Raw genomic sequence first — 20,753 nt, 5'->3', positions numbered from 1 at the left:
TCCGACATGTATTCGATCTGGACCACCGACAGCAGCGGCAACTTCATGTCATCGACGGCGGGTTTGCCGGGAGCCGACTATGCATTGCAAACGGCGGAGTCCAGTTTTTCCCAGGACCTCAACGGCGATGGACATATTAGCCTGAGCACCACGGTCATCGCGAGTTCGAACGCGAACGAGGCTGCGTCCAACAATGTTTACCTCGGCGACGAGAACAGCAACTTGATGATCGGCACTACCGGCCGCGATACATTTGCGTTCGACCCGAATTTCGGCCAAGCCACCATCCTCAATTTCCAACCCGGAACGGATGCTATTCAATTCCGCCGCCCGATTTTCGCCGACGTCGCCTCCATTGTTTCGCACATGGTAGATGATGGGCATGGAAACTCAATCATAACTACCGATTGCAATGATGTCGTGATACTTCAAAAGATCACGACGGCCACACTGCAGCAATACTTAAGCGACTTTCACGTTCTTTGATTCATGCTTGAAAAGCTCTTCGCCCTCGTTATGGCGCAGCCATCCACAAGACGGCGAGGGTGGCGGTAGAACCCGGTTGGAACGGCGCATAAGCTCGCGACATGGTGCCGGTCCGGGATTCGAAGATCAGGATTGATGGTCGGCAGTAGTTCACGCTACCGCCACGCGCTCTCTTTGCGTCTCCGCGTAACTTTCGAGGATCTCCTCGAGGGAACCTGCGGCTTTGATCATACCCCGATCCATCCAAAGCGCCTTGTTGCAGAACTTGCGGCAGGTCTCGGCGCTGTGGGAAGCGAGCACCAGGATGCTCGCCTTCGCTACGAAATTGTCGATGCGATGCCTGGCCTTGGTGATGAAGCTATCGTCGCCGGCCATGATCCACTCGTCCATCAACAGGATTTCGGGGGCAAAGCTGGTCGCCACCGCAAAGGTCAATCGTGTCATCATACCGGAGGAATAGGTGCGCACTGGGATGTCCAGATATTCGCCAAGCCCCGTGAAGTCGGAAATATCCTGCATTTTGCTGGCGATATCATCGGGCGTCATGCCGAGGATCAGGCCGCGCATGCGGATATTCTCGTAGCCGCTGATGTCCTGGTCGATGCCAAGACCGATGTCGAGCATCGGAGAGATCATCCCGCGAGTGCGGACCGTGCCGACAGCCGGCTCATAGATGCCCGCCATCACGCGCAGCAAGGTGGTCTTGCCGGCGCCGTTTGATCCGATCAGCGCGACCCTATCGCCGGCGGTGATATGCGTCGAGACGTTTCGCAGTGCTTCGACGACGACGCGGTGGTTCGCGTCGTTTGCCAGATGGCCACCGGAACTACGGAATAGCAGGCTCTTCTTCAAGGACCGCGATCCGCCATGATAAATGGGAAACGACACGCTGACATTTTCCAGCGTCAGCTCTGACAGCATTTTGCCGTTATTCATCGTCTTCAGATCCAGTAGGCGATACGCGATCGAAAGCGTGTGAAGACCAGTCCGGCAAGCCCGAGATTGACCGCCGTGATCAACAGCACTGCAAGGTAGTTCTTGAGGTCGGGCACATTTCCCAGTAACGGCGTCCGAGCGATCTCAATCAGATGGAAAAACGGATTGATGTCGGCGATGTAGGCCCGGCGCTGGAGCAATTCCGGCTTCCACATGATCGGCGTAACAAAAAATATTAGCTGCACGACGGAGGCGATGAGCGGCGGGATGTCGCGGAATCGGGCGGACAGGATGCCAATATAGACCGTCGCCAGCATGCCGTTCAACACCAGGAGGATCAATCCGGGAATTGCTAGTAGGGCCGTGGCGCCGGGCCAGATCCCAAAATAGATCAGTACCCCAAAATAGATCACGAAGTTATGGGCGAAGATGATGATCTTGCTCCAGCTAGACCGATACACATAGATCGAATAGGGCAGCCGGACTTGCTTGATATAGGACTCGGCCGCCGTGAAGATCATGCCGCCTTCGCTAAGGAAGGTCGCGAGAAGATTCCAGACCAGCAGGCCGGTGCAGAGAAAGGGCAGGAAATCGCGAATCGGGGTGTTGAACAGTTCAGCGTAGAGAAATCCCAGCGCCACCACCATGATTGCCATGCTGGCGGTCAGCCAGAACGGTCCCAGCAGGGAGCGGCGATAGCGCTGAAGGATGTCGTTCCAGCCCATCCGGCCCCACAGGCGCCAGGCGGCTAAACCGTCCAGAATGTCGGCAACAGCCATTTCGGCGGGCTTTTCTCCGGCGCCCCAAGTAACGGTCGCCGACGGGCGTCTTTCGACGGTTCGTGTTTCGACAGTCGCTAACATCGATCGAGTTCAACTTTATGGTGGGTTGCAGGCGAATCCGCATCTCGATCCGGAAAGCACAATGTTTTCAGTACCATGACGCCATCAAGGTACATGATGCAAGTTCCAGACAATGCCTTAGGCCATACAATGTCAGTCGCGTCTAGCGCGCAGATGCTTGAATAATTATAGATTGCGGTCGGTTTGGGAGCGAGCATCCGCGTGACCAGGTGCCCAATGAGGCATGCAGCCAGAGGAACCTGGCGCAAAGTAGAATTCTGTTGATCATGTTCTTCCAATTGGGGCATGCAGACGCAAGCGGATACAAAAGACCAACATCCGAAAGTGGATATGAAAATTGAACGGCTCGAGATTCCGGACATTCTGCTGGTGACCGCAGCGAGGCATGGCGACCCCCGGGGATTTTTCTCGGAGACATTTCGTGCGGACGCGCTTCTTGCGAGTGGCATCGAAGCGGCGTTCGTGCAGGACAATCACGTTTTATCGACGCAAAAGGGCGTGCTGCGCGGATTGCATTACCAGCTTCCGCCCCACGCGCAGGGTAAGTTGGTGCGGTGCTCGCGCGGAGCAATTCTCGATGTCGGCGTTGACATCAGGGCAGGCTCGCCGACCTTCGGCCGGCACGTTGCCATCGAACTGTCGGCGGCGAACTGGTGTCAATTGTGGGTGCCGCCTGGCTTTGCTCATGGCTACGTCACCCTGACCGACGATTGCGAGGTCATCTACAAGGTGACCGATTACTACGCGCCGGACTGCGATCGTGGTATCGCATGGGATGATCCTGACCTGGCCATCGATTGGCGGATTTCGCTAGGTGACGTGGTCTTATCGGACAAGGACCGGAAGCAGCCGCGTTTGAAAGATGTCCCTCCGAGCTTTCAATTCGGCGGTTGAGGAGGTGGCGCAATGCGGGTGATCGTGACTGGAGGAGCTGGGTTTATCGGATCGGCGGTATGTCGTCATTTCATCGCTGATCTCGGCTATGACGTCGTCGTGGTCGATAAATTGACATATGCCGGCAACATGGCATCGCTGGCGCTGGTTGCGTCCAGTCCGCATTTTGCGTTCGAAAAGCACGATATCTGCGACGGCACCGCGATGGCTGCGATCTTCGAGAAATACCAGCCGGACGCGATAGTTCATCTCGCCGCTGAGAGCCACGTCGATCGTTCGATATCCGGCTCCGACCTGTTCTTAAAAACCAATGTGGTTGGCACCTTCACGCTGCTCGAGACGGCTCGCCGCTACATCGCGTCGGCCAAAAAAAATGCGGATGATTTCCGTTTCGTGCACGTCTCGACGGACGAGGTTTACGGGTCGCTCGGAGAGGACGGGCTGTTCACAGAAACCACGGCCTACGATCCCAGTTCTCCCTATTCGGCCACCAAAGCTGCTTCCGACCATCTGGCGAAGGCCTGGCACCGGACCTATGACGTGCCTGTGATCGTCTCCAATTGTTCCAACAATTACGGGCCCTATCATTTTCCCGAAAAACTGATTCCGCTGGTTATCCTCAACGCACTGGATCGCAAGTCGCTTCCGGTCTATGGCGACGGCTCCAACGTCCGGGATTGGCTGTTTGTCGACGACCACGCCCGGGCGCTTGGCATCATTCTCGCAACAGGAAGACCCGGCGAAACCTACAATATCGGCGGACGCAATGAGCGGACTAACATCGAAGTGGTTCGGCAGATCTGTTCGTGGATGGATCGCCTGCGCCCGAAGGACGCCTCGCATCACGAGCTGATTACGTTCGTTGCCGATCGCCCGGGGCACGATCAGCGTTACGCGATTGATGCCAGCAAGCTCGAAACCGATCTGGGATGGCGAGCGCGGGAAACGTTCGAAACCGGGATCGAAAAAACAGTGCAGTGGTATCTCGCGCGCGAAGATTGGTGGCAACCGTTGCGGAACAAGATCTATGGCGGCGAACGTCTCGGTCTGGTGGGGGCGTGAATCCACCGATGCGGATCTATGTGCTTGGCGGCGAGGGCCAGGTCGCGCGGTCGCTCCGGGAGGCTGCGGCCGCCGACAAGGAGATTGAGTTCGGCTTTGGCCGACGACCGGACGTCGATCTGCTGAACGCAGTCTCGATCGAGCGAGCCATTGCCGCATTCCGTCCCGACGTGGTGGTCAATCCCGCGGCCTACACGGCGGTGGATAAGGCTGAGTCGGAACCCGATCTCGCATTTGCGCTCAATCGCGATGGCGCAGGCCTTGTAGCGGCGGCGGCCGCGGATCAAGGCATTCCAGTCATCCATCTGTCGACCGACTACGTCTTTGACGGGATGAAGACCGGCGCCTACGTCGAGAGCGATCCGGTCAACCCGCAAAGCGTCTATGGCCGCTCCAAGTTGGCGGGCGAGCTGGCTGTCGCCGCGGCGAACCCAAGGCACGTTATCTTGCGTACGTCATGGGTCTATGCGCCGTTTGGAAGTAATTTCTTGCGCACGATTCTTCGCCTTGCATCGGAACGCGACCGGCTACGGGTAGTGAACGATCAGGTAGGTTGCCCCACATATGCGCCGGATATCGCCGACGCGATCCGCGCCATCGCCGGGCGGGTGGCGGGGGGCTGGCAGCCGCATTATGCGGGTGTCACGCATCTTGCCGGGCCCGACCCGATGACTTGGTACGCCTTCGCGAAACAGATCACCGATCTCGCCGCGTCCCGCGGCGGGCGGTCAGTATTGCTTGACCCGATCTCGACTTCCGATTATCCGACAGCTGCCGTCCGACCAGCGAATTCGCAGCTTTCGAGCGCGAAACTGGCGGCGGTGTTCGATGTGGGGCTGCCGCCGCTGAAGCAGTCTCTGACGGATTGCCTTGATCGTCTTCTTGGGATTTGAACGGGAGGTCTGCTTTGAAGGGCATTATTCTTGCTGGCGGAAGCGGTACTCGCCTCTACCCCATGACGCTCGTGACCTCCAAGCAGTTGCTGCCCGTCTATGACAAGCCGATGGTCTATTATCCGCTGACCACGCTGATGTTGGCCGGCATCCGCGACGTCCTGATCATTTCGACGCCGCAGGACTTGCCGTTGTTCGAGGCGTTGTTGGGAGACGGCAATCAGTGGGGGCTGTCGCTGTCTTACGCGGTGCAGCCCAAACCTGAAGGTCTGGCGCAGGCCTTCGTGATCGGCGCCGATTTCATTGGCGGCGACGCCTCGGCGCTCATTCTCGGCGACAACATCTTCTTTGGCCATGGCCTGCCGAATTTGCTCGCCAGCGCCACGTCGCGGACCACCGGCGCAACGGTGTTTGCCTATCACGTTGCCGATCCAGAACGCTACGGCGTGGTCGCGTTCGACAGGAAGGGCAATGCGACCTCGATCGAGGAAAAGCCACTACAGCCGAAGTCGAACTTCGCCGTTACCGGACTCTATTTCTATGATAACCGAGTTGTCGATATTGCGGCCAACATCAAGCCGTCAGCACGCGGCGAACTCGAAATCACCGATGTGAACCGGGCCTATCTTGAGCGCGGAGAGCTTGCGGTTGAGCTGATGGGACGCGGCTTCGCCTGGCTGGACACCGGTACGCCGGACAGCCTGTTGGAAGCCGCCGACTTCGTCGCCACGCTCGAGCGGCGACAGGGATTTCGGATCGCCTGTCCCGAAGAGGTGGCTTTCGGCCAAGGATACATCGATCGCGATCAGTTGGCACGCCTGGGCGCGGCGCTGGGAAAGAGCGCCTATGCGCGCTACATCAGCGACCTCGCTGAAGCCCTGTGAGCTCTGTCTTTCCGATCATCGCCGCAGATCTTCTAGTGCTTCGGTGATCCAGCAACAAGGACAACAACGTCGTGCCAGGCCAGGCTTCCACCTTCACCAGCGATCTCGCTGTTGTTTATCTGGCACGCCATGCCGAAGGAAAAGGTCCAGTCACGAATTTCATTGAATCCTTCGAGCGTCATCCACCCGGGATTGCGCATGATTGCGTGGTGGTCCGAAAAGGCTTCCCGCCGGGGAAATCCACGCTCGACAAAGTCCTGAAGCGTGCATTCCCTCATTTCATTTCAGTGTCGGATGACGGCTTCGACATCAACGCCTATGCCAAGGCTGCTGCGCAGCTTCCGCACACGCGTGTGGTCTTCCTCAACACGTTCTCGGAAATCACGTCTGACAACTGGCTTCGCAAACTGCATTCGGCGTTTGCCGATCCGGCGGTCGGAATCGCTGGGGCCACCGGTTCCTATGAAAGCCTTCTCAGCAGCATGAAGCACGTCCAAAAGGGATGGTGGCTGTTTCAGAACGAGGGGATTCCAAAACCGGCCGGCCTCCGACGGTTGTTCCGAGCAATCAGGACGCGGTTGCCGAAGCGGCTGGCGACTAGAGTCGTGGCCGCTGCGATTTCCTATTTCGCCGTGCGCTCGTCACGCCTCGACTGCACACTAGACGACAAGTTTGAAGCGTATTGGGCCAACGAGATCGGGCCCGGCGGCGCGCTGGCCCGTCTGAAAGACATGGCGCCATTTCCGAACCCGCACATCAGAACGAATGCCTTCATGATCGAACGACAGGTCTTTCTCGATGTGCTGCCGGATTCGATCGAAACCAAGAACGATACATACCTTTTCGAGAGCGGGCCGGACGGGCTCACGCAGCGCATCCTTCAGCGCGGCCTAAAAATCGTGGTGGTGGGTGCGGATGGACGCGTTTACGGGATGGAAGAATGGGCCGAAAGCGGCACATTTCGCTTTGGAGGCCAGCGCAATCTTCTCATCAAGGACAACCAGACTCGGGCGTTCCAAAACATGAATGCGGCCGGGCAGCGTGCCTTCACGAGGATGACCTGGGGCGACGACCAAGGTACCCTCTCCCGGTAGATTATGAACAGGGCAAATGCGCCGGAATCCGATCGCCGCGGGAGCGGTGAGGGGGAGGGTAGAATTGCCAACTGCGGAGCGCAGTTAGATTGTGCTGCGTGGCATAGGTTGGTACATAAGCCAGCGAAGGGTGGGGCCTCGCGGGCACGAGAACGGGGGACTTCTTCCAACGGTTGAACCGAGATTCACAATTTCTGGTGAAGAAGAATGCGCGTTGTCGAGAAAATTTGCCGTGTCCGATTGCTGTCGGAACCCACCGGTTCGCGGCTCTTTAGCTGCTGGTCAGATTTGCTTACCGACGAAGCTGGGGCTCTGCGATCTGAAGCTGCAGCGGTTCTTGGTTGATGCAGGAGTTTTCGATTTCTCCGCTGAAAATGCTGGTGGACTTGTGGCGCAACCGCGGCCTGATACGCGCTCTGGTGCACCGGGAAGTGGTCGGACGCTATCGCGGATCCGTGCTCGGACTGTTCTGGTCGTTCTTCAATCCGATTCTGATGCTAATCATCTACACACTAGTCTTCAGCGTGGTTTTCAAGATGCGCTGGAATGTCGGGAGTGACTCGAAGACTGAGTTTGCGATGGTGCTGTTTCCCGGCCTGATCGTATTCACGCTTTTCTCGGAATGCTTGAACCGCGCGCCCAGCCTGATCCTGAGCAACGTGAACTACGTCAAGAAGGTGGTTTTTCCGTTAGAGATACTTCCTTCCGTTGCGCTGGGTTCGGCGATCTTTCATGGCGCGGTGAGCATGTGCGTGTGGTTTATCGCGTATCTGTTCTTGTTTGGAATGCCGCACCTCACGGTAGTGCTGATCCCTGTGGTTTTGCTGCCGCTGCTGCTTTTCATTCTGGGGGTGAGCTGGTTCCTGGCCTCACTCGGCGTCTATTTGCGCGACGTCGCTCAGTTCATAGGCATGATCACCACGATCCTGATGTTCCTGTCGCCGATCTTCTATCCGGTGAATGCATTTCCGGAGAAATATCGCAGCCTGCTGTTCCTCAATCCGATCACGCCCGCGATCGAGCAGGCGCGGGATGTGTTGTTCTGGGGGAAGGTGCCGGACTCGTCGATGTACCTGATTTATCTTTTAGGCGGCGCCTTGGTCGCATGGTGTGGTTTTGCCTGGTTTCAGAAGACCCGCCGGGGGTTCGCCGATGTCCTCTAGGGAAACTGCAATCAAGGTACAGAGCCTCAGCAAGTGCTACCAGATCTACAACAAGCCGCACGATCGTTTAAAGCAGTCCTTGTTTCCGCGACTCGGAGCGCTGATCGGCAAGACGCCGCAGCAGTATTTTCGGGAGTTCTGGGCGCTCAGAGACGTTTCCTTTGAGGTAAAGAAGGGCGAAACCGTCGGCATTATCGGGCGTAACGGCAGTGGGAAATCGACCCTATTGCAGATGATCTGCGGAACCCTCAATCCGAGCGGCGGCGCGATCAAGGTTAACGGTCGCGTGGCTGCGCTGCTGGAGCTCGGGGCTGGTTTCAATCCGGAATTCACTGGCCGCGAGAATGTCTATATGGCCGGCACCCTATACGGGCTGACCCAGGGCCAGATCGGCAGCCGTTTCGAGCGGATCGCTGCGTTCGCCGATATCGGCGAGTTCATCGAGCAGCCGGTGAAGACTTATTCGAGTGGCATGTATGTCCGGCTGGCATTTGCGGTGATTGCGCATGTCGACGCCGATGTTCTGGTGGTCGACGAAGCGCTCGCGGTCGGGGATGCGGTGTTCACCCAAAAATGCATGCGCTTCATCCGAGAGTTTCAAAAGCACGGCACCTTGCTGTTTGTCAGCCACGATACCGCTGCCGTGCAGAACCTGTGCGAATCCGCGATCTGGCTGTCCCACGGCCAGATCAAGATGACCGGTACGTCGAGAGAGGTTTCTGAAAGCTACCTCCAGTTCACGCTTCAGGAAGTTTACGGCGAAGAAGCCAAGTTGATCTCGGTCGCGTCGGACCAGGCCACCGGGCCGGCGTCTGAAACATCGCCAATGGATCCGCACGCGGCGCCCGCTGTGGATTACGGCGCCGTGGCCAGCGTACGCGACAATACCGCTGTCGCCACGGGCTGGAAGACCGGCCATGCCGCCATTCAATCCGTTTCCTTGACGAAATTGTCAGCCGGTCCGGAGGGGGTTTATGAAGGCGGCGAGCGCGTTCGCATGACCGTGCGCGCCAAGGCGCATGGTCTACTCGACAAGCCGATCCTGGGATTTCTGATTCGCGATCGGTTGGGGCAGGATCTGTTTGGAGAGAATACGCTTCCGTTCACCGATCGCATGCCGGTTCGCATCGAGCCGGGCATGACATTCGAAGGCGTGTTCGAGTTCCGTCTGCCGATGCTTCCGAACGGGCAATATGCGGTCATGGCGTCGGTCGCAAACGGCGATCGCTACGACAACATTCAGCATCATTGGATGCATGACGCGCTGATCGTCAACGTCGCTTCAAGCAAGATTCGTTACGGGCTCGTCGGCATTCCATTCGAGCGGGTAGAGTTGCAGGTCACGAATGATTAAACGAACGCTTCACGAACTCTACGCCACCCACTCAGGAAAGATGTCCGACAAGTGGTCGCTCTATCTCGATGAATATGATCGTTTGTTCTCCTCAATGAGGGATCGTCCGGTCCGGCTGCTCGAGATCGGTGTCCAGAACGGCGGTTCGCTCGAGATCTGGTCGCAATTCTTTCCGAAGGCGCAAGCCATTGTCGGCTGTGACATCAATCCGGATTGCGAGCGCCTGACATATGATGATCCGCGCGTCGGCGTCATTGTTGGCAATGCGAATGATCCGCAGACGCAGCAGCTGATACTGCAGCGGTCCAGACAGTTCGACATCGTGATCGATGACGGGTCCCATCTGTCCAGCGACATCGTCAAGACATTCGCGCTGTATTTTCCGCATCTTGCGGAGGGTGGAATCTTCATCGCCGAGGATCTGCATTGCAGCTACTGGGACAAGTTCGAGGGTGGACTCTACCATCCCTATTCCTCGATCACGTTTTTCAAGCGCCTTGCGGATGTCATCAACCATGAGCATTGGGGGATGCCCAAGGACCGTGGCGAAATTCTGCGCGGCATCTTCGGCAAATACGGGTGCGAGCTGTCCGAAGAAAGTCTGGCGTTGATTCATTCGGTCGAATTCATCAATTCGATGTGCGTGGTGAGAAAATCGCCCGCCGCAAAGAACGGCCTGGGTCAGCGCGTTATTTCCGGCACCTTGGAGTTGGTGGTTCCGGCCAACAAGGAATGGAGCGGCACTCCGTACCAGCTGGATCCGATCTTCGACGAAAGCAAGAACATCTGGACCAATCGATCTGCGCCGCCCGACGAGACGTTCCCTGACTTAGAGCGAGACCTTGCTGCGTCAGCCGAGATCATTTTGGATCTGAAGCAGAGAAGCGAAGAGCTAATTCGCGAGCAGCTCGATGAAATGTTGGATCTGAAGCAGAGAAACGAACAGTCAATTCGCGATCTGAAGCAGAGAGACGAACAGTTAACTCGCGAGCTCGACGACATTCGCAGATCGACCAGTTGGCGAATGATGGCGATCCCGAGGCTTCTGGTAACTCGCGGGCGAAGTCTGGCGTCCGACGCGCCGTGGACCGGCAATCTTCGTCGGATACTCATCGGAGGCGTGAAGTCGATCCGGCGCGCCTTTTCGAGGAGTAATTCGACGGCCGCCGAGCGTCTTCATAAGTTCGTCTTGCGACACGGTTTTGCTTTTTATCAACAGCACATGAGGCACACCCAGTTCGGCCGCGCTATCGGGCAATATATCCGTGATCGTGGGCTGATCAGTTCAGCCAGGCTGGAGATCGTCGCGTCCGAACCTGTGCACGTCTCGGGCGCCGAGGTCCATTCGCAGGTGCCAGGCTACCACCTAAGCCTTCCGCTAAATTTCGAGGTGGCCGACGACCTCGCCGTTCGCCCCTCCGTCAACGTGCTGTTGCCGAGCCTCCGCCTGAAGCACATGTCGGGCGGCCCCAACACCGCGCTGCTGCTCGCGTCCATGCTGGCGGAGCGCGGCGAGCGCTTCCGACTGATCGCCTGCGATGTGCCGCTAGAGGGCGAAGACGCCGCCTTATTCCCTTACATGGAGCGGCTATTGAATCGGCCGGTCGCCAGGGACCGCATTGAGATCGTCGATGGATTCGACCGCACCAAGCCGATCCCGATCGGCATCCGCGATGTATTTTTCGCGACCGCCTGGTGGACCGCCCAGATTGCGAAATACGCCGTTGCCAATACTGCCAACAAGGCTTTCGTTTATCTGATTCAGGATTTCGAACCGATTCTTCACGAGGGCTCCACCTTCCAGGCCCGTGCGCTCGAAACCTATGGATTGCCGCATATTCCGGTGATCAATACCCAACTTCTGCTCGACCATTTGGTCCGGGAAGGTGCTGGGCGCTTTGCAGACCCGGCATTTGCGGCCGATGCGCTATGGTTCAATCCGGCCCTGGATCGCACCCATTATTTTCCCGTCGCCACTCAATCCAAAAAGAAGGTGCTGCTGTTCTACGCTCGCCCCAGCGTCGCCCGCCGCAACCTGTTCGAAATTGGCCTTGTCGCGCTGCGTCGCGCTGTTGCCTCCGGCGCCATCGACAAGGACAATTGGGAGGTCTGGGCGATGGGCGAAAAGATTCCGCCAATTGCGCTCGGCGAAGGCGTTATGCTCAATCCGCTGCCGTGGATGAGCTTCGACGACTATGCCGGACGCGTGCGCACCGCCGATCTCATGCTGTCATTGATGCTGTCGCCACATCCGAGCTATCCGCCGCTTGAAATGGCTGCGTCCGGCAAGCTGGTCGTCACCAACAGTTTCTCGGTAAAGACGGCGGAACGCATGCAGGCGTTCTCGCCGAACATTATCGTTGCGGAGCCGAATGCCGAAAGCGTCGGGCAGGCTATCGAGAACGCAGCAGGGCGGATCAATTGCGGGCTGCCGAGTTATGATTCCTCCGGCGCGATCGCATTGCCGGCGGACTGGGATCAGAGCCTCAACGGAATCGTCACGGAATTGCTTGCGCGCCTGGAAGGGATGCGCGAGCCTGCGCTGGAAACCGCGCAATCGGTGGCGCCGGGCCTGCCGTCGGTGGCGAAGAGCGACTACGAGGCCTACCGCAAGACGAGTCTCGCCCGTCGTCGCCGGGATGGAATGTACCATCAGACGCCCGGTCTGCTTTCCTTTGTAACCACCGTCTACAACACCGATCCTCGGTTCCTCGAAGAGCTTGGCAACAGTGTTTTTCTTCAGGACGGGGGAATGCATTTCGAATGGCTGATCCTCGACAATGGCTCCACAGAAGAGGGCACCCGCCGCACCCTTGTGAGGCTCGCACGCCATCCCGGCGTGCGGCTCGAGCGCGTCGAGAGCAATCTCGGTATCATCGGCGGAATGCGGTACTGCCTCGAACGGGCGTCCGGGCGTTATATTCTGCCGCTCGATTCCGACGATCTGATCGAGCCCGATTGCGTCCACATTCTCACTCGCTTCATCGAGGATAACAATTATCCAGCGCTGCTCTTTACCGACGAAGACAAGCTGGACGCGGGACGGTTTCATACGCCGTACTTTAAGCCGGACTGGGATCCCGTCCTATTCCTGCACTCGTGTTACATTGCGCATCTTTGCGCCATTGATCGCGAACTGGCAATCCAGCTGGGCTTATACAGCGACAGCTCTGCCGAAGGCTGCCACGATTGGGACAGCTTTATCCGATTCATGTTCGCCGGCAAAAAGCCGACGCATGTTCCGGAAGTGCTTTACAGTTGGCGCATGCATGCCGCATCGACGTCCGGAAACATCGAATCGAAGTCCTACATCACCGAGTCCCACCGGCGGACGCTGCAGAGATTTCTTGATCGCTTCGGCGCAACGAATATCGAGCTCGTGAACAGCCCGCTGTTCCAGTACAATGTGGACTGGTGGTTCCGGCGAAAGCGATTGCATGCGCAATCGATTCGGACGGTCGTGATTGGCGCGGCGAATGGTACGGCTGACGCGCTGCCGGACACAACGGCCATCGTGCTGGAGCGCGGAAACGTTGCCGATCTCGCCGATGCAGTTGACAGAATCGGCACCGATCTCGTCCATCTGCAATGGCACGGCGTTTTGCCGCTCGATGACGAGTGGCGCTGGGACGCCATGGCGCTGCTTGAATTGTTCGCCGATGCGGTGATGGTTGGCGGCATGCTGGATGACGGCTCCGCAATCGTGGATGGTCCGCGCGTGTTTGGCTACGGCGATGGCTGTGGTTGTCCGGATCAGGGGCGCGCGCTGACCGATCCTGGCTACGGCGCGCGGATGTGGAAGCCGCATACGGTTTCGGCGGTTTCGACGGCGCATTGCGTAGCCAGGACATCCTTTCTGAAGCAGTGTCTGGGTGAACTGCAGCGCGAAGCCGTCGCGATTGAAATGCTCGGCCCCTGGCTCGGGGCAATGGCGGCGGAGGCAGGTAAGAGGGTGGTCTATTCGCCGTTCATGCGCGCGCGTGTGGAGAGAGCCGACGCGGCGGTTGTTTCCGGGAGCGGGACGGCGCGTTGGTTGTCCCGCTTCTGGTCACTGATCCCAGACCAGCGAGTGTATTCGCCGAGGCTGGGCCTGGCTGCAGAACTCGCCTACCGGGAAGTCCAACCCGAGGCCAATCGCCAGCATCTGGCACAGCTGCACGCCGGGCTTCTCAGCTACTCCGACTGGCTCGAAATGCATATTGCCGGGCGGCGTTCGCGCTATCCGCTCCCAGCTGAGGCGGTCTCGGTGTCGCTCATTACGACGGTCTACGAAGGCACGAAGATCGACCTACTCGACGCGTTGGCGGCGTCGGTTGTGGCGCAAACTTTAAAGCCGGTGGAGTGGGTCATTGTCGCGCACGGACCGATTGCGCCCGACGCGCTTGCCCACATCGTACGCGAGGGCGCCGATCATTGGCGCGCAACGGTGATCGTTGACCCGGCGTCGCTCGGCATCATGGGCGCCATGCGTCGCGGACTAGATAAGGCTCACTGCGACTACATCGTGCCGGTGGATGCGGATGACCTGCTCACCGTGGATGCCGTTCAGATTTTGGCGAGTTCCATCGCGCGATTGGACCAGCCGGACATGATCTTTTCCGACGAAGACGCGCTTGTCGAAGGCAAGCCGGTGTCGCCCTATCTCCGTGCTGCGTTCGATCCCATGCTCAATCTCGACAGTTCGTATATTTGGCACCTGTGTGCTATCAACCGGCAGCGCGCCCTATCGCTTGGCCTCTATACTGACCCCGGCGCTACATGGTGTCACGATTGGGACAGCGTGATGCGGATCGCCAACGCGGGCGGCCGGATCGAGCACGTTCCCGAAGTGCTCTATCACTGGCGGCAACATGCCGCTTCCACTACCCACAAGCCCGAAGGAGACGAGCGCTCGATAGGGGCGGTGAGGCATGTCCTCGAGCGTCAAATCGCCCGGTTGGCCGCACCCGAACGGTTCTGCGTGACAGAATGGCCGGAATATCGCGGCGCGCGCGAGCTATATATTGCGCGGAAGATCGATCACCTACCTCAGCTGGTCTGGGCAGGCGACGCGGCGCGGGTCGAGTCCGTCGATTCCGATGCGATTCTGGTGTTCGCCGCCAGCGGCGTGATAATTCAGTCCGAAGACGTCGCCGGCGAGGTGGCCCGTCTGCTTGAGTTGCATCCTGTGGTCGGCGCTGTCGGAGGCATCGTTGTCGGTCCAGACGATTTCGTGACGGATGGATGCTGCATGGTCAATCGGGCCGGCTTGCTGGAATCGCCGTGGCTGGGCCGGAGCGCGGCGTGGCCCGGCCCCTATGCCCTAGCACTGAAGCCGCAGATCGTGACGACGACTGGCAATTCGCTTGCGTTCTTCAGGGTGGCGGCGTTGAAGCAGGCGGATCTCTGGCCGCTGGTAATAAACGAGCATTCGCCGCGCTCCGTCCGCGACATATGCCTTCTTCTCGCAAAGGACGGTTGGAGCACCGCGTTCTCACCGCTTGTGCGGGCGCGGAGCAGCCTCGCAGTTCAAAGCGACCCAGCCAGCGCTCGACCACTGCCCAATGTACGGCGCGAAAGCCAGGCGCTGGTCAGATATGGAACAGCTCTCGGTCACAGCGACTAACGGGTAGCCCCGGCGTGTTTGAGTTGCGGGTGCGCGGAGAGGTTGCGGCACTGAATTGCGGGTGAAAGTGGAGACGCTCGTGTCGTCGGATGTTGCCGGCGCGGTAAAGCCACAATCGCCGTCGTTTACCTTGCGAGGTTCACGGAAGGCGTCGCGCCAGTTCGCAAGTTCATGGATCCCTATAAGCGCCGCCGGGTCGGCATCGCCCATGACCTGGTGATCGTTTGGAAGGGCTTTCCCAATAGCGATCCCGCCGGCTCTCCGCAGAAAGCGATTTGCGATCAGGTTGAGCATCGATCCATCACGATGACCGATAAGGGCTTCGATATTACAGCTTACAAGCTGGCCGGCGAAACACTGTCGCACAACCACGTTTGCTTCTTGAACACTTTTCCGAGATCGAATCCCAACGACTGGTTGCGCAAGCTCTACGATCACGCATTACGGGCCAATATCGGCATCGCCGGCGCCACGCATCGCTGGAAAGCGTCCGCGGCAGCATGAAGAGCATGTCAAAGCCCGTATGGCTTTGTGTCCAGGGTATCCCCTATGATCCGCTGAGCGCCGAACAGTGGGGCCACGAGATCGTAAAGCACGCTCCTAACTGATTGGCGCGGCGGCCGCCGTCGCTCTACAGGCGCGCGCGGCGGTTTGCCCGACGGGCCCTGGCGCAAAAATCGGGTGCAATTGAAACCGCCGAGTCGCCAAGAGATGGAAGATCTCTTCGAGACCCTATGGGCGAAGCAAGGCGCTATCTATGCTAAATTGCCTCCATTTCCCAACCATCACATTCGCAGCAACGCCTTCATGATGCGGCGGCCGGTGTTCCTGGATGCGCTCCCGCCAAGGCTTGCTACGAAAGAAGACTGCTTTGAGTTCGAAAGCAGTCATGCGAGCGTGACGAACAGGGTTGTGCGGCAGGGTCTGTACGCTGTTGTCGTTGGTGATGATGGTGAGCCATCCCATTCCTCTGAATGATCGAGCAGCAAGACTTTCCGATCTGGCGCGCAAGAGAACATCCTCGTCTCAGATAACCAAACACGCGCTTTCGAACGGAAGCGCAACGACGAGTCTTGCGATCGCGCAGGGCCTCTTTAGGCCGCCGTCCAACGTCAATGTCGCCCTCGAGCGTGTGATTACGAATTTCAGATCGGCACACTGAATGCTTCAAAATTTATCGTGCCGTGGACGGACTCCAGCACGCCAGGCATCCATTGGGATGGGGAGGTGTAAGGATCACTGTCCGTAAGCTCGCAAGTCAAGGTCGGTGGCGCTCTCAGAAGTTCTCCAGGCGGCTATCATTCCTTGGCCGACGGGCTCATACGACAATCTCAGCACGACCTTGCCGCCATTGAGTTGAATGATCGGGTCGAAAACGAACATTGCGTAGCCGTTGTCACGCACGAGCGTGGCGTCCAGCTGTGATTGGCCCAAATTGCTCCCATTACCGTCGACGACCGCAAGGGTCAACAGTCCCTTGTTGACCTGTCCATAAGTGGATAGCCGAACTTCAATTGCTCCGATTGTGTGAACCGGAACGGGAAATTCCGTGACGATTGTTGGCCGAATGAGAGATGGGACACCCTTCTGCCCGTTGGCGAAAGTCGAAGCAAATCGCGAATATGTCGGCTGGCATGGCGTAGCCTCCTCGCAATCTATCTTCTCCCAAGATACGTAGAAGGGCTCGCTGTAGTCGGTTGGGCTCTTGCTCTCGAAGCGGATGCCAACAACTTTCGGGCCTGCCCACTCGACGCCACCGAGAAACTTGTAGAGGGATGAATAATCTTCAAAAAAAGGAGCTATCCAAACCCCGCTCGTTAGGTGCGGTGGCATCAGCCGATACTTTTGCTCGGTACCGTCGGAAAGGATGTAGACCAGGTGTATGGGTTCCAGGCGGAACAGAGCTTCCTGGAGCTTCGCCGAGAGGGATTTTGTGAGGTCAACCTTAATCCGCAGAATCGTCGAGGGCGACGCCGGCGGCAAGGGAATTGCGTTGTTCCAGCGTGCTAGTTCCGACCTGAAAGTCGTCGGCTCGCTAAACCGGCGCTCCGCGTCCGAGGAGCGCTCCAACAAGCCAATCTGAGGTTTCGAAGGGTCGTTCTCCACAAAGACGGTTCGGTAGTGTCGCATGACCTCAAGGAAGGCGATCGGATCATCGAAAAGTTGGTGACGACCATCGACTCCGGCGATCGAGTCGTTTGGATGATGCATGATCAGAAACGCGGGCGCGTTCGGACTTCTGAGGAAATCGGCATTGAGCCTGTCAAGATGTTCCGTGAACGCATTGAAATGCTGAAAGATCGGTTTCAGGTGCCAGTTCAATTGCGGATTGGCCGCGATGAAACCAAGTTCATAGGAGTAGACGTCGACTGTCTTTTTGCCGATCCGGCTTAGCGTATCTGGATCCAGCCGAGACTTGGCTAATTGTGAATCAGAGACCCGTCTGAGGTGCAATCGATACTGCGAATAATGACGGAGATGCGCGAGCGGCTCCAGTCCGGCTGCAACTTTGGGGGTGAATTGTATGTCAGCACTTACAAGCGCTGTTGCGGTCAGAAATGTGATTGCCGTCGCACCGAGGATGCCGATCGCTGGACGGTAGAAGGCAAGAGTGACCCATTTGTTGTTTGCCTTATTCGGCGAAGACGATCGTTTGCTCAGATGCAAGATCAAGACGCAGAAGGTCGAGAATACCAGAATAAAAACGAGCGCGAAAACGTGCACCGTGTCGTATCGAACAACGCCGTGTTTCCAGCTGATGGCGACCGATGGAATTACGATGGCTAGCGCATGCAGGTTGCGCCAGCGCGGCAGCAAACCCGCAAAGACTGCGAGTAGCGCCATCGCAGATAAGAAAAGGCTCAGGCTCAAGCTCTCATTTGCTCGAGAGACGCTCATCGAGGCTGTATATCCGGCGGATAGTTGTAGTGAGTTGTAGAAGTAAGAGGCCATTCCACTGAGGGAGCCGCTGAGCACAATCCAGGCGATACAGAAAGTCGCCACGCTAGATATCGCTGCGACTATGGCGCGTTGAAAGATTTCACGCACTGAGGTGAAAGGAACCAGGGTGCTTGCGAGTATGGCGCCGAGGCAGCCAATACCTATCGTCACCTTCATCAAGAGCCCGAGGGCAGCCAAAAATCCGCAGCATGCGATGATCGGGTATCTAAACCGAGTTTCTTCGTACCCCAGAAATAGCAACAATGTGACAAAGCACGACGGCAGTCTGTCGACATCAATAAAGCCGGAGACGGCTGCGCCGACGGCAAGTCCTAAAATTGCGCGCCATCCTTCTGTACGGCTAATCACGAAGTAGGACGTGGCGGCCGCGAAAGCCGCGTACACTATGGTCCAGAACACGAATCCTGTCGTGAGATTGATTCCGACGTCTTCTATCGCAAGGAGAAAGCCTAACGGGCCATAGGTGTAGACGATGTCGGTTCCAAATTTTGTCCCGGTGGAAGCACCGAGATTTAAGATGTGAGGGAATGAGGCATCCAGTCCTGCGCCCATCGGTACGAACGGCACCCTGTAGGCCTGCAAAAATATGATCAGTGTCCCGATCAAAAAGAGAACAGGGGGCCGGTAGAGCTTAAGGCTGCTGATCAAGACGAACTCTATGCTTTGGCTGGATTGGCTCGCATGGAAGTCTGATGCGGCTGAGGTGTGAAAGGTTGTGGACCGTTCTTTCTGAATGGGGCGCAAGCTACCGTCACAGCCAGCCCGAGTAAAGCCAACCCCTTTCGGGGACTTTTCATGGGAAAAATGGTCGACTTGCGTGGAATTTCGCGCGCGTCGTTTGATCTGATTGTCGCGGAGGTGGTCACCAGCCAGGCGGGCAGGCGCCATTGCCATTGAGTGGCCCGGCGAACAGTCCGGCGTGACTGGCGGCACTGGGGTATGATTTCGGCCAAAAGTCGCGGGCACAGATCCTCGCCGATTGGACCGGCAAGCTTCCGGACGCGATGGTGAAAGCGCTGGCGAACACCGCCGGCGTTACCGGACCGAAGGCAAAGGCCGCGGTATTGCCCACTGATAGTTGAAAAGAGTGGTCGGTGTTAATAAAGCCGACGACGAGCGCGCCAAAGAAGAAACTGCTAGCGAGAACCGACCTTTCGTCCGGCTGATGATGAAATAGGACGTCGGTGCAGCTAAAACGGCATGCCAAAGGTTCAGAACGGATATCCGAGTGGGAGGTTGATTCCGGCGTCCTCGATGACCAAAGGAAAGGAAAGCGGGCCATATGTATTGATGGTGTCCTGACCGAACGTGGCCGGCGTGAAGGTCGGCTGCATCGCTAGGCATGGAGAATCGATTTACCCACCCGGCGCAAATCCAGAGGCCAGACCATAGAGCCCGAGCCCGGCGGCGCCGTCAGCTTGGCGCCGCCCTCCGGCCCGGCGCCGGCGCCCCGAGCCTGCCGCCGACGCTGCTTGCCAATCGGTGGCGTCGGAACCAAGGCAGCCACTTTACACTTTTCGGCAGATCACGTAGAAGCCCACCTGGGTAGCGGTAACGGTGCTGCTGGCCCGCTGATTGCGAGACTGAGGCGCAGCGCAGCCTTGAACGACCATCGACAGTTTTCGCGCATCACCATTGTTTGTCCTGTTTATAACGAGGAAAAGGTCGTTCCGCTGTTCTTCGAGCGGGCGCTGCCGGTGATCGAGCTGCTTTCCGCGCGTTACCGCGTCGAGCTGCTGTTCCTCAATAACGCCTCCACAGATGGGACCTATGCCGAAATCGGCAAGCTGCGCGCGCAATATGATTTCGTCTATGTGATCACGCTAAGCGCCAATGTCGGCTACCAGCGCTCGTTGGAATGTGGACTGCGCAACGCGCAGGGCGACGTCATTGCCTTCATCGACGTCGATTGCGAAGACCCGCCGGAGATGCTGCTGGATTTCGTCAGCTATTACGAGAAGGGCTTCGATATCGTTTATGGTGCGCGCGTGGATCGCGAGGAAGCGCGGCCAGTCAAGATGCTACGCAAGTTTTTCTACCATGTCGTCCGATCGTTGGCGGACGAGGACATTATCCTGTACATGGCCGAGTTCTCGCTCCTGACTTCCGAAGTGCGCGATGCGGTTGTAAACGACCACAGCTCGTTCCCGTTCATCCGTGCGTCGATCTCGCGGGTCGGCTTCAAGCGGATCGGCCTGCCTTACAAGCGGCAACGCCGCATCGCTGGGAAGACAAATTACAATCTCGTCGGAATGACGATCTTCGCCATCGCCGGTATCCTATCGTCAACCACGCTGCCCCTACGCCTGCCAATCTATGTGCTGCCTTTGTGGCTGCTGCTCACGGCTGTATTGGGAGCTGCGTACATATTGGCCGAAAGCCCGTGGCTATTGCTGCTGAACCTTCTGTGCGGCTGCACGTATTTCGGATTTACGGCGGCGTTCACAGCGCTCTACGTGGCGAGGTCCTACAAGAACAGCCTTGGGCGACCAAACTACGTGGTGAACCGCCGCTACACGCACGCGCAGTGTTCCGTCGTGGTGTCGTAAGTGAGAACA

General features: G+C 58.0%; 14 protein-coding genes and 1 pseudogene. 12 read left to right on the top strand and 3 right to left on the bottom strand.

Translation table 11 applies throughout. From position 1 onward, the window contains the following. Positions 1-486 (top strand): annotated as a pseudogene (locus tag A3AS_RS0110045) (protease); the annotation flags it as partial. 150 nt (positions 487-636) lie between these two features. Here the strand turns inward: A3AS_RS0110045 and A3AS_RS0110040 are convergent. Beyond that, positions 637-1,422, bottom strand: coding sequence for an ATP-binding cassette domain-containing protein (locus A3AS_RS0110040; RefSeq protein ID WP_018317465.1), 786 nt, complete (start codon positions 1,420-1,422; stop codon positions 637-639). Positions 1,423-1,427: 5 nt separating this feature from the next. Further along, a complete protein-coding gene (locus tag A3AS_RS0110035; RefSeq protein WP_157644249.1) occupies positions 1,428-2,285 on the bottom strand; it encodes an ABC transporter permease in 858 nt (285 codons plus the stop codon). 285 nt (positions 2,286-2,570) lie between these two features. Between A3AS_RS0110035 and rfbC the strand changes: the two genes are divergently transcribed. The 10 genes from rfbC to A3AS_RS0109975 all read left to right on the top strand — a co-directional run bounded on the left by rfbC (position 2,571) and on the right by A3AS_RS0109975 (position 16,212). Next, the gene (gene rfbC, locus A3AS_RS0110030; RefSeq protein WP_018317463.1) at positions 2,571-3,179 is read left to right on the top strand and encodes a dTDP-4-dehydrorhamnose 3,5-epimerase; all 609 of its coding nucleotides are present in this window, start codon (positions 2,571-2,573) and stop codon (positions 3,177-3,179) included. A 12-nt stretch (positions 3,180-3,191) separates the two neighbouring features. Further along, positions 3,192-4,241, top strand: coding sequence for a dTDP-glucose 4,6-dehydratase (rfbB, locus tag A3AS_RS0110025; RefSeq protein WP_018317462.1), 1,050 nt, complete (start codon positions 3,192-3,194; stop codon positions 4,239-4,241). An 8-nt stretch (positions 4,242-4,249) separates the two neighbouring features. Next, on the top strand, positions 4,250-5,134 hold the full coding sequence (gene rfbD / locus A3AS_RS0110020; protein ID WP_026201853.1) for a dTDP-4-dehydrorhamnose reductase: 885 nt from the start codon (positions 4,250-4,252) through the stop codon (positions 5,132-5,134). A 14-nt stretch (positions 5,135-5,148) separates the two neighbouring features. After that, complete coding sequence (gene rfbA, locus A3AS_RS0110015; RefSeq protein ID WP_026201852.1) at positions 5,149-6,018, top strand: glucose-1-phosphate thymidylyltransferase RfbA; 870 nt, start codon at positions 5,149-5,151, stop codon at positions 6,016-6,018. 71 nt (positions 6,019-6,089) lie between these two features. Next, positions 6,090-7,112 carry a hypothetical protein gene (locus tag A3AS_RS0110005; RefSeq protein WP_063707555.1) on the top strand — a complete coding sequence of 341 codons (1,023 nt, stop codon included), beginning with the start codon at positions 6,090-6,092 and terminating at the stop codon, positions 7,110-7,112. 344 nt (positions 7,113-7,456) lie between these two features. Then, complete coding sequence (locus tag A3AS_RS0110000) at positions 7,457-8,275, top strand: ABC transporter permease (RefSeq protein WP_018317457.1); 819 nt, start codon at positions 7,457-7,459, stop codon at positions 8,273-8,275. Next, complete coding sequence (locus A3AS_RS43360) at positions 8,265-9,629, top strand: ABC transporter ATP-binding protein (RefSeq protein WP_049814835.1); 1,365 nt, start codon at positions 8,265-8,267, stop codon at positions 9,627-9,629. Before A3AS_RS0110000 ends, A3AS_RS43360 begins: the two co-directional genes overlap by 11 nt. Next, the gene (locus A3AS_RS0109985; RefSeq protein WP_026201850.1) at positions 9,622-15,234 is read left to right on the top strand and encodes a glycosyltransferase; all 5,613 of its coding nucleotides are present in this window, start codon (positions 9,622-9,624) and stop codon (positions 15,232-15,234) included. Before A3AS_RS43360 ends, A3AS_RS0109985 begins: the two co-directional genes overlap by 8 nt. A gap of 171 nt (positions 15,235-15,405) precedes the next feature. Further along, complete coding sequence (locus A3AS_RS0109980) at positions 15,406-15,738, top strand: hypothetical protein (RefSeq protein WP_018317454.1); 333 nt, start codon at positions 15,406-15,408, stop codon at positions 15,736-15,738. 207 nt (positions 15,739-15,945) lie between these two features. Then, complete coding sequence (locus A3AS_RS0109975; protein ID WP_018317453.1) at positions 15,946-16,212, top strand: hypothetical protein; 267 nt, start codon at positions 15,946-15,948, stop codon at positions 16,210-16,212. A gap of 258 nt (positions 16,213-16,470) precedes the next feature. Here A3AS_RS0109975 and A3AS_RS0109970 read toward each other — a convergent pair whose 3' ends face one another. Beyond that, on the bottom strand, positions 16,471-18,843 hold the full coding sequence (locus A3AS_RS0109970; protein ID WP_157644248.1) for a hypothetical protein: 2,373 nt from the start codon (positions 18,841-18,843) through the stop codon (positions 16,471-16,473). A gap of 953 nt (positions 18,844-19,796) precedes the next feature. On the opposite strand from A3AS_RS0109970, the gene A3AS_RS0109960 reads away from it, so the two are divergent. Beyond that, complete coding sequence (locus A3AS_RS0109960; RefSeq protein WP_018317450.1) at positions 19,797-20,744, top strand: glycosyltransferase family 2 protein; 948 nt, start codon at positions 19,797-19,799, stop codon at positions 20,742-20,744. Positions 20,745-20,753: the final 9 nt, after the last annotated feature.

Source organism: Bradyrhizobium sp. WSM2793 (assembly GCF_000379585.1).
GTDB lineage: Bacteria > Pseudomonadota > Alphaproteobacteria > Rhizobiales > Xanthobacteraceae > Bradyrhizobium.
This window is presented reverse-complemented; position numbering and strand designations above follow the sequence as displayed.

What these genes read in the sequence shown, in the direction of transcription:
- A3AS_RS0110040 (WP_018317465.1), bottom strand. Translation starts at nt 1,422, where the DNA reads ATGAATAACGGCAAAATGCTGTCAGAGCTGACGCTGGAAAATGTCAGC.
- A3AS_RS0110035 (WP_157644249.1), bottom strand. Translation starts at nt 2,285, where the DNA reads ATGTTAGCGACTGTCGAAACACGAACCGTCGAAAGACGCCCGTCGGCG.
- rfbC (WP_018317463.1), top strand. Translation starts at nt 2,571, where the DNA reads ATGCAGACGCAAGCGGATACAAAAGACCAACATCCGAAAGTGGATATG.
- rfbB (WP_018317462.1), top strand. Translation starts at nt 3,192, where the DNA reads ATGCGGGTGATCGTGACTGGAGGAGCTGGGTTTATCGGATCGGCGGTA.
- rfbD (WP_026201853.1), top strand. Translation starts at nt 4,250, where the DNA reads ATGCGGATCTATGTGCTTGGCGGCGAGGGCCAGGTCGCGCGGTCGCTC.
- A3AS_RS0110000 (WP_018317457.1), top strand. Translation starts at nt 7,457, where the DNA reads ATGCAGGAGTTTTCGATTTCTCCGCTGAAAATGCTGGTGGACTTGTGG.
- A3AS_RS43360 (WP_049814835.1), top strand. Translation starts at nt 8,265, where the DNA reads ATGTCCTCTAGGGAAACTGCAATCAAGGTACAGAGCCTCAGCAAGTGC.
- A3AS_RS0109985 (WP_026201850.1), top strand. Translation starts at nt 9,622, where the DNA reads ATGATTAAACGAACGCTTCACGAACTCTACGCCACCCACTCAGGAAAG.
- A3AS_RS0109980 (WP_018317454.1), top strand. Translation starts at nt 15,406, where the DNA reads ATGGATCCCTATAAGCGCCGCCGGGTCGGCATCGCCCATGACCTGGTG.
- A3AS_RS0109975 (WP_018317453.1), top strand. Translation starts at nt 15,946, where the DNA reads ATGGAAGATCTCTTCGAGACCCTATGGGCGAAGCAAGGCGCTATCTAT.